This window comes from Actinospica sp. (assembly GCF_035552695.1).
In the GTDB taxonomy this organism is placed as follows: domain Bacteria; phylum Actinomycetota; class Actinomycetes; order Streptomycetales; family Catenulisporaceae; genus Actinospica.
This window is the reverse complement of record NZ_DASZKT010000279.1, coordinates 59,980-68,654: the sequence shown is the minus strand read 5'-3', so window position 1 is coordinate 68,654 and position 8,675 is coordinate 59,980. Positions and strand designations below refer to the sequence as shown.

At 68.9% G+C, this 8,675-nt stretch carries 7 protein-coding genes; 5 read left to right on the top strand and 2 right to left on the bottom strand.

Annotated features, from left to right (window positions below):
- On the top strand, window positions 1-1,163 hold a 1,163-nt coding region (locus VG296_RS32430), incomplete at its 5' end, for a lytic transglycosylase domain-containing protein (protein ID WP_325572363.1).
- A 12-nt stretch (window positions 1,164-1,175) separates the two neighbouring features.
- Here VG296_RS32430 and VG296_RS32425 read toward each other — a convergent pair.
- Window positions 1,176-1,388: a hypothetical protein gene (locus VG296_RS32425; RefSeq protein WP_325572362.1), complete on the bottom strand. Its 213-nt coding sequence runs from the start codon at window positions 1,386-1,388 to the stop codon at window positions 1,176-1,178.
- Window positions 1,389-1,485: 97 nt separating this feature from the next.
- On the opposite strand from VG296_RS32425, the gene VG296_RS32420 reads away from it, so the two are divergent.
- A complete protein-coding gene (locus VG296_RS32420; protein WP_325572360.1) occupies window positions 1,486-3,312 on the top strand; it encodes a thioredoxin domain-containing protein in 1,827 nt (608 codons plus the stop codon).
- 158 nt (window positions 3,313-3,470) lie between these two features.
- Here the strand turns inward: VG296_RS32420 and trhA are convergent, their stop codons facing one another.
- Complete coding sequence (gene trhA / locus VG296_RS32415; protein WP_325572358.1) at window positions 3,471-4,136, bottom strand: PAQR family membrane homeostasis protein TrhA; 666 nt, start codon at window positions 4,134-4,136, stop codon at window positions 3,471-3,473.
- 306 nt (window positions 4,137-4,442) lie between these two features.
- Between trhA and VG296_RS32410 the strand changes: the two genes are divergently transcribed.
- The 3 genes from VG296_RS32410 (at window position 4,443) to VG296_RS32400 (ending at window position 8,614) form a co-directional block, all read left to right on the top strand.
- Window positions 4,443-6,248 carry a phosphoenolpyruvate carboxykinase (GTP) gene (locus VG296_RS32410; protein ID WP_325572356.1) on the top strand — a complete coding sequence of 602 codons (1,806 nt, stop codon included), beginning with the start codon at window positions 4,443-4,445 and terminating at the stop codon, window positions 6,246-6,248.
- 189 nt (window positions 6,249-6,437) lie between these two features.
- Window positions 6,438-7,199 (top strand): isoprenyl transferase, encoded by a 762-nt coding sequence (locus VG296_RS32405; RefSeq protein ID WP_325572354.1) that lies wholly within the window; start codon window positions 6,438-6,440, stop codon window positions 7,197-7,199.
- A gap of 104 nt (window positions 7,200-7,303) precedes the next feature.
- Window positions 7,304-8,614: a PhoH family protein gene (locus VG296_RS32400; protein WP_325572352.1), complete on the top strand. Its 1,311-nt coding sequence runs from the start codon at window positions 7,304-7,306 to the stop codon at window positions 8,612-8,614.
- Window positions 8,615-8,675 lie beyond the last annotated feature (61 nt).

The following is an 8,675-nucleotide window of genomic DNA, read 5'->3' as shown; positions in this document are numbered from 1 at the left end:
CGAGTCGCGAAGGGGCTATTTCCTTTTTGACCTCGAACCACGGCGGCGGACATGCGCGCATGCTGAAACGGCTTTTTGTTCCGGCGTGCTTGTGCCTGATGGCTTGTCCCGCGACGGTTGGCGCCGACGCGCACCTCAGCGAACTTGCCGGCACCTCGATCATCGAAAAAACCGACGTGCCCGACGCGCTCTTTAGCGCCAGCCCAATCGCATCCAACGCGCCGATCGAGGTTCCGCCGCAGACCGATATCCAGATCGATGTCGCGCCGCAGGCCGACCGGCTCGATACCAAAGAGATTCAAGAGAATGCACAGGCCGTTGCGCCGGTGCCGCCTCCCGATCCGCCGGCGAAGCCGGTGATTTATCGCTCGCGACAGGAAGTCTGCGACACGCTGACGAAAGCCGCGCAATCCAACAATCTTCCTGCGCCGTTTTTCATCCGCCTGCTGTTTCAGGAAAGCCGGTTCAAGCCCGGCGTGGTGAGCCGCGCCGGCGCGCAAGGCGTCGCCCAGTTCATGCCCGACACCGCCGCCGACATGGGGCTCGATAATCCGTTCGATCCGCTCCAGGCCATTCCGGCATCGGCGCGCCTGCTGCACAATCTGTTTCAGCAATTCGGCAATCTCGGTCTCGCGGCCGCCGCCTACAATGCCGGCCCCAACCGCATCGCCGACTGGCTCACCAAGAAAAGCAAATTGCCGCAGGAAACCGAAGGCTACGTCAAGACCATCACCGGGCGGGCGGCGGATAGCTGGAAGACAAAAGCGCAGAACAGCGCCAAGTTCGCCGGCGGCGGCAGTCCGGACATGCGGCTGCCGCGTCACGCGCCCTGTCAGGAGGCCGCTGGCTTATTTGCCTGGAACGGGCCGAAGCAAATTCCGGTGCCGCGCGCATCGCCGCGCACGTTAGCCAAAGCCGACATCCCGAACGGACACGCCACCAAGGTTGCGGCCACGAACGTCGTTAAGATTGACATTAAGACTGCCACCACCAAGATCGCGAATGCCGAGCACACCAGGCGCGTCGTGCAACTGGCGGCACGCACGCATCCCGTGAGGCCGGTCAAGGACGCCAAGCGCGAGCCGGCCAAATCGTCATCGAAGGCCGCCCGCAAGCCGCTCGAACTGGCGATGGCCCAACGCGGCTCCCACAACAAGCAATAGACGCGACGGCGGTCAGCGCTTTTTGCGTTTGGCGGCGGATTTCCGTTTGGCCGCGGCGCGTGCGGGTTTTTTCTTCGTCGCTTTCGTCTTGCCAGCCGGCTTGGCCTTGCCGCCGGTTTTCCTGCGCGCACGCGCGAACGCCACCTCCGCCGCCGCGGTGGCGGCCGCAGCGAACATGTCCGTCGCCAGTGACTTGGCGCTGCGTTTTATCGACTTTTTGCTCATGGGTTCTCCGGTCGGCGTTTGATCGGCGGTCCGACGGCTGACAACGCCGCCGTGCCCAACTGGTTGCGTCCGGGTCCCGCCGCGCTAGGCTAGCCCGATGGCGTCACCGTCCGCACATCCCGCGCATACCAACCGCCTCGCCGGCGCGACCTCGCCTTATCTGCTTCAGCACGCCCATAATCCGGTCGACTGGTGGGAGTGGAGCCCGCAGGCGCTGGCAGAGGCCAAAAACACCAACCGCCCGATTCTGCTCTCGGTCGGCTATGCCGCGTGTCACTGGTGCCATGTGATGGCGCACGAGAGCTTCTCGGATCCGACGACCGCCTCGGCGATGAACGCGGGCTTCGTCTGCGTGAAGGTGGACCGCGAGGAGCGGCCGGACGTCGATGCCGTTTATATGACGGCGACGCAGGCGATGACGGGGCACGGCGGGTGGCCGATGACCGTGTTCGCGGATCACCTGGGGCGGCCGTTCTTCTGCGGGACGTACTTCCCGCCGCGGTCGCGGGGGTCGGTGCCGGGGTTCCTGCAGGTGCTGGCCAAGGTGGCTGCCGCGTGGGCGGGGCGGCGGGACGAGGTGACGCAGGTCGGGGCCGCGGTGGCGGCCCGGATGGCGGAGCTGGCGGTGCCGGTTGGCGGGCGACGGAAGGACGTCGGGGCGCCGTCCGCGGCGGAGTTGGACGGCGCGGTGGAGCGGCTCGCCGCGGAGTACTCGTCTGACTCGGAGAACGGCGGGGTCGGCGCGGGTTTCGGCGGCGCGCCGAAGTTCCCGCCGGCGATGACGCTGCTGCAACTGCTGCGGCATCACGCGCGCACCGAGTCGGCGGCGGCGCTCGCGATGGTCGCACAGACGTGCAACGCGATGGCCCGCGGCGGCATCTACGACCAGCTCGGCGGCGGGTTCTCGCGGTACGCGGTCGACGCGACGTGGACGGTTCCGCACTTCGAGAAGATGTTGTACGACAATGCGCTGCTATTAAGAACGTATGCATATCTGTGGCGGACCTCGCCGTCGCCGCTCTATCGGCGGATCGCGGAGGAGACCGCGGGGTTCATGATCCGTGAGCTGGGGACGGCGTCCGGCGGGTTCGCGTCGGCGCTCGACGCGGACACGGACGGGGTCGAGGGGCTCACCTACGCGTGGACCTACCAGCAGCTGGTCGACGTGCTGGGGGCGGAGGACGCCAAGATCGCTGCGGCGGTGTACGAGGTGACGAAGGAAGGCAACTTCGAGGACGGGAAGTCGGTCCTGCGGCTGGCGGCGGAGCCGACCGGCGAGGCGAGGAACCCCGACGACGTGAAGCGTGTCGCGGCGAAGCTTCGCGTGGCGCGGGCGCAGCGGCCGCAGCCGGGGCGGGACGACAAGATCGTCGCCTCGTGGAACGGGCTGGCCATCTCGGCGCTCGCCGAAGCCTCCGTCGCGCTCGGGCGTTCCGACCTGCTAAGCGCGGCCGTCCGCTGCGCGCAGCTGCTCGTCGACATCCATCTCGCGGACGGACGGCTCGTGCGGACGTCCCGGGACGGAAAGGCCTCCGAGAACCCGGGCGTGCTGGAGGACTACGGATGCGTCGCCGAGGCGTTCGTCGCGCTGTCCACCGCCACCGGCGAAAGGTCCTGGCTCGGGCACGCGGAGACGCTGCTCGACACGATCCGCGAGCAGTTCCGCTCGGACGGCGGGCTTTACGACACCGCCGCCGACGCCGCGCCGCTCTACTTCCGGCCGAGCGATCCGACCGACAACGCCAGCCCGTCCGGCACGTCCGCCGCGGCGGCCGCGTTCGCCGCGTTCGCGCTGGCCACCAGCTCGGACACGGTGTTCGAGGACGCCCACTCGGCCCTGGCGGCCTCGCGCGCGCTGGCCTCGCAGGCTCCGCGGTTCGCGGGCTACGGTCTGGCGGTGGCCGAGATGCTGCTCACACGGTAGATGCTCAACCGGAGCGGCTCACCCGGTAGATGCGATGCGCATCCGGCGGCGGCTCAGCCGGTAGACGCGCACCCGGAAGCCGCTCGACCGGCAGCCGTTCAGCCGGTAGACGCTCACCCGGCAGCGGCTCGACCGGCAGCCGCTCACCCGCCAGCCGCTCATCCGGCAGCGGGCGTCCTGGACAGCACGGCGATGGCGACGGCGATGTAGTGGCAGCAGAACGCCGCGATGGTGAACGAGTGGAACAGCTCGTGGAAGCCGAACCACTGCGGCGAGAAGTTGGGCTTCTTCAGCCCGTAGAACACCGCGCCGACCGAGTACAGCACGCCGCCGATCGCGATCAGGGTGACGACCGCGACGCCGCCGGTGTGCAGCAGTTGCGGCATGTAGAACACCGCCGCCCAGCCGAGCGCGATATAGCAGAGGACGTACACCCAGCGCGGCGCGGTCAGCCAGAACATCCGGGAGCCGATGCCGATCAGCGCGCCGCTCCAGACCAGGATGAGCAGCAGTTCCGCCGACCCGCGGCTGAGCAGCGTCACCGAGATCGGGGTGTAGGTGCCGGCGATGATCAGGAAGATGTTCGTGTGGTCGAAGCGGCGCAGCACCGCCTTGACCCGCGGGTTCCAGTTGACCGTGTGGTAGACGCCGCTCACCCCGAACAGCAGCCAGGACGAGACCGCGAACACGGTGCACGCGACGGCCGCGCCGGTGGTCGGGGCCAGGCAGATCAGCACGATCCCGGCGGCCAGCGCGAGCGGGAAGGTGGCCGCGTGCAGCCAGCCGCGCAGCTTCGGTTTGAGTATGGCTGTGGCGGAGGACACACCCGTTACCGGCGTTAGCTCGGTCACAGGCCGCACCTGCTCTGATCACTTCGAGTCATGAGATTGGTCACACCCTGTCGTCGGTGGCCCGGTTCCGCATGGACCAGAAGTACCTGGATACTAGGACATTTCAGATGCCGCGGGCCGTTGAACGGCCCCGGCGCCAGAGTAACTTACGGAACCGTAGGTTTGCCAAAGGGCCTTTCGGCACTATCCACCATTCGGGACGGCGTGGTTATAGTCCAAAGCACCCTCAATCAGCGCCCGGGTGGTGCGGACCCCCGGCGTGACCCTTGGAGTGCGACGATGACGTTCGCGGTGACAGCCCCACCGACCACGCATGCCGGCCTGATCGCCTGGGTCGACGAGATCGCCAGCCTCAGCCAGCCGGAGAGCGTCGTGTGGTGCGACGGCTCCGACGAGGAGTGGACCCGGCTGACCGGGCAGCTCGTCGAGGCGGGCACCCTCAAGCGCCTCAACCCGGCCAAGCGGCCCAACTCCTACTACGCCGCCTCCGACCCCTCCGACGTGGCGCGCGTCGAGGACCGGACCTTCATATGCTCCGAGCGCGAGGAGGACGCCGGTCCGACCAACCACTGGACCGCGCCCGCCGAGATGCGCGCGACGCTGAAGGGCCTGTTCGCGGGCTCGATGCGCGGCCGCACGATGTACGTCGTGCCGTTCTCGATGGGCCCGATCGGCTCGCCGCTCGCCGCCCTCGGCGTGGAGATCACCGATTCGGCCTACGTCGCGCTGTCCATGCGGGTGATGACCCGGATGGGTCAGGCGGTGCTCGACGAGCTCGGCGCCGACGGCGAGTTCGTGAAGGCGGTGCACACGGTCGGCGCGCCGCTCGAGCCGGGCCAGGCGGACGTGCCGTGGCCCTGCAACCCGACGAAGTACATCACCCACTTCCCGGAGGACCGGGAGATCTGGTCCTTCGGCTCCGGCTACGGCGGCAACGCGCTGCTCGGCAAGAAGTGCTACGCGCTGCGCATCGCCTCGGTGATGGCCCGCGACGAGGGCTGGCTCGCCGAGCACATGCTGATCCTCAAGCTGACCCCGCCGGCCGGCGAGGCGAAGTACATCACCGCCGCGTTCCCCTCGGCCTGCGGCAAGACCAACCTGGCGATGCTCACCCCGACCATCCCCGGCTGGAAGGTCGAGACCGTCGGCGACGACATCGCCTGGATGCGCTTCGGCGCGGACGGCCGGCTCTACGCGATCAACCCGGAGGCCGGGTTCTTCGGCGTCGCCCCGGGCACCGGCGCCTCGACCAACGCCAACGCGATCGCCACCCTGGACGCCAACGCCATCTACACCAACGTCGCGCTGACCGATGACGGCGACGTGTGGTGGGAGGGCCTGACCGAGGAGAAGCCCGCGCATCTGACCGACTGGCGCGGCAACGACTGGACCCCGGCGTCCGAGACCCCGGCGGCGCACCCGAACTCGCGCTTCTGCGTTCCGGCGGGGCAGTGCCCGACCATCGCCTCCGAGTGGGAGGACCCGAAGGGCGTGCCGATCTCGGCGATCCTGTTCGGCGGACGGCGCGCCACCGCGGTCCCGCTGGTCACCGAGTCGAAGTCCTGGCGGCACGGCGTGTTCCTCGGCGCCAACGTGGCCTCGGAGAAGACCGCGGCGGCCGAGGGCACGGTCGGCGAGCTGCGCTACGACCCGTTCGCGATGCTGCCGTTCTGCGGCTACAACATGGGCGACTACTTCGCGCACTGGCTGGAGGTCGGCGAGAAGGCCGACGCGGACAAGCTGCCGAAGATCTACTACGTGAACTGGTTCCGCAAGGGCGCGGACGGCTCCTTCCTGTGGCCGGGCTTCGGCGAGAACAGCCGCGTGCTCAAGTGGATCATCGAGCGGCTCGAGGGCAAGGCGGACGGCGAGGAGACGCCGATCGGCGTCGTGCCGCGTCCGGAGGACCTGGACCTCGCGGGCCTGGACCTCGCCCCGGCCAAGCTGGACGAGCTGCTCGGCGTGGACGCGGAGACCTGGCGGCGCGAGGCCGATCTGATCCCCGCGCACTTCGACCGCTTCGGCGGCCACCTGCCGCGTGAGCTGTGGCAGGAGCACCAGGATCTGGTCACCCGCCTGGGCTGACAGCGTCCTCGGCGCTACGCCGTAAGGAGTGGTCAGCGCGCTCCGAAGAGATCTTCACTACATCCTCACAGCCGCCCCGGGTCCGTTTAACCCGGGGCGGCTGTGTCGCGGGATAGGGTTTTGTCGCAGCGGGGGCGCGGAGTTCACAGTTCACACGGCGATCGGCGGCGAGAGGCAGTGCGGCGGAGCATGGGATTGCGCGACCTGGCCTATGGCGCCTACGAGCGACGGCTCGCCGCGCGGATCGAGCCGCGGCGCCGCCCACGGCACATCGGCGTCATCATGGACGGCAACCGGCGCTGGGCCAAGGCGGTCGGCGAGCAGATCGCCACCGGCCACCAGCGCGGCGCCGACAGGATCCACGACCTGCTGCAGTGGTGCGAGGAGGCCGGGGTCGAGGTCGTCACCCTGTGGCTGTTCTCCACCGACAACCTCAATCGGCCCGAGGACGAGGTCGAGGACCTGCTGCGGATCATCGAGGGCGCGGTGCGCAGCCTCGCCGAGACCGGCCGCTGGCGCATCCGCACGGTCGGCGCGCTGGATCTGATGCCGGGTGACTTCTCCCGCAGCCTCAAGGAGATCACCGCGGCCACGACGGAGAACCCGGGCCTCGTGGTCAACGCCGCGATCTGCTACGGCGGCCGCAAGGAGATCGCCGACGCGGTCCGCTCGCTGCTGTGCGAGCACGCCGACCGCGGCACCTCGATCGAGGAGCTCGCGGAGATCATCGACGTCGAACATATTACTGAGCACCTCTACACCGCGGGCCAGCCGGAACCGGACCTGATCATCCGCACCTCCGGCGAGCAGCGGCTGTCCGGCTTCATGCTCTGGCAGTCCGCGCACTCCGAGTTCTACTTCTGCGAGGCCTACTGGCCCGCCTTCCGCAGGATCGACTTCCTGCGCGCGCTGCGGGACTACGCGCACCGCCAGCGTCGCTACGGAGCGTAAGTCCCTGATGGCCTTATGCTGCCGTTTTTCGCTCCCCCGGATGGGGTAAAGCCCTGGTAAGGGCGTGTCCGCCCAGGGATACGCCATACAGAGCCGGAGCACTAGTGGCCACATCTGATCGGCGCACTTACGTCCTGGACACCAGCGTTCTGCTGGCCGACCCCACCGCGGTGACCCGCTTCGAGGAGCACGAGGTCGTCATCCCGCTCGTGGTGGTGAGCGAACTCGAGGGCAAGCGCCAACATCCGGAACTCGGTTATTTCGCCCGCGCCTCGCTGCGCATGCTGGATGAGATGCGCGTCGCACACGGCCGGCTGGACCAGCCGCTGCCGATCGGCGACGCCGGAGGGACGCTGCGGGTCGAGCTCAACCACTCGGACATCTCGGTGCTGCCGCCGGGCTTCCGTCCGCAGCAGGGCTCGGAGAATGATGTCAGGATCTTGGCGGTGGCCAAGGCCCTGTCCGCCGAGGGCGCGGACGTTGTGCTCGTGTCCAAGGACCTGCCGCTGCGGGTGAAGGCCGCCGCCGTGGGGCTGCCCGCCGAGGAGTACCGCGCCGAACTGGCCATCACCACCGGATACACCGGCATGGCCGAGGTGGACCTCGGCGGCGACCAGGTCGACGAGCTGTTCGAGCACGGACGGATCGAGCTGCCGCAGGACGCCGAGCTGCCCTGCCACACCGGCCTGGTGCTGGTCTCCGAGCGCGGCAAGGCGCTCGGCCGGATCACCCCGGACAAGCAGGTGCGCCTGGTGCGCGGCGACCGTGAGGCCTTCGGGCTGCACGGCCGCTCCGCCGAGCAGCGGATCGCGCTCGACCTGCTGCTCGACCAGGAGATCGGCATCGTCTCGCTGGGCGGCCGCGCGGGCACCGGAAAGTCGGCGCTGGCGCTGTGCGCGGGCCTCGAGTCGGTGATGGAGCGCCGGCAGCACCGCAAGGTGGTCGTCTTCCGGCCGCTGTACGCGGTGGGCGGCCAGGATCTCGGCTACCTGCCGGGCACCGAGGGCGAGAAGATGACGCCCTGGGGCCAGGCCGTCTTCGACACCCTCTCCGCGCTCACCACCTCCGAGGTCATCGACGAGGTCGTGGACCGCGGCATGCTCGAGGTGCTCCCGCTCACGCACATCCGCGGCCGTTCGCTGCACGACTCCTTCGTGATCGTGGACGAGGCGCAGTCGCTGGAACGCAATGTCCTGCTGACGGTGCTCTCCCGGATCGGCAGCGGCTCGCGCGTCGTGCTCACCCACGACGTGGCCCAGCGGGACAACCTGCGGGTGGGCCGGCACGACGGCGTGGTCTCGGTGATCGAGAAGCTCAAGGGGCACCCGCTGTTCGCGCACGTGACCCTGACCCGGTCCGAGCGCTCGCCGATCGCGGCTCTGGTCACCGAGATGCTGGAGGACCTCTCGATCTGATCGCCGCCTTATGGCGGGCTTATGGCTGATCGCGGCCCGATCGCGGCCCGAACTGTGTCTG

What these genes read in the sequence shown, in the direction of transcription:
- VG296_RS32425 (WP_325572362.1), bottom strand. Translation starts at nt 1,388, where the DNA reads ATGAGCAAAAAGTCGATAAAACGCAGCGCCAAGTCACTGGCGACGGAC.
- VG296_RS32420 (WP_325572360.1), top strand. Translation starts at nt 1,486, where the DNA reads ATGGCGTCACCGTCCGCACATCCCGCGCATACCAACCGCCTCGCCGGC.
- VG296_RS32410 (WP_325572356.1), top strand. Translation starts at nt 4,443, where the DNA reads ATGACGTTCGCGGTGACAGCCCCACCGACCACGCATGCCGGCCTGATC.
- VG296_RS32405 (WP_325572354.1), top strand. Translation starts at nt 6,438, where the DNA reads ATGGGATTGCGCGACCTGGCCTATGGCGCCTACGAGCGACGGCTCGCC.